Source organism: Psychrobacter sp. TB20-MNA-CIBAN-0197, assembly GCF_040309765.1.
Lineage (GTDB): Bacteria > Pseudomonadota > Gammaproteobacteria > Pseudomonadales > Moraxellaceae > Psychrobacter > Psychrobacter submarinus.
This window is the reverse complement of record NZ_JBEOPC010000881.1, coordinates 1-259: the sequence shown is the minus strand read 5'-3', so window position 1 is coordinate 259 and position 259 is coordinate 1. Positions and strand designations below refer to the sequence as shown.

Annotated in this window: 1 protein-coding gene; it reads right to left on the bottom strand. The window is 40.9% G+C overall.

Annotated elements, in window-relative coordinates:
- Positions 1 to 259 (bottom strand): hypothetical protein (locus AAEY83_RS16390; RefSeq protein WP_351060738.1); only part of this gene is annotated, 259 nt, incomplete at both ends.

Genomic DNA, 259 nt, shown 5'->3' with positions numbered 1-259 from the left:
CAAAATAGCTGCTCCATTGTGGAGTAATTTGATATTGACCACTCAAATTAACTATATCGTAACTACTTACAGGACCTTGATCGCCAACGTATTGGCCTTGTTTGTTTTTATCAAAGCGCTTTCTATCGCCAACGTATAAATAGCTAAATGTAAGAGCTATGTCGTCGCTGGCCTGCCACGCTAAATTGGCTGTCGCTTTTGGTGGGCTAATTTGTTTAGCACCTAAGTATTCATCGGCTTGGGTATCTTTACCTTCAAC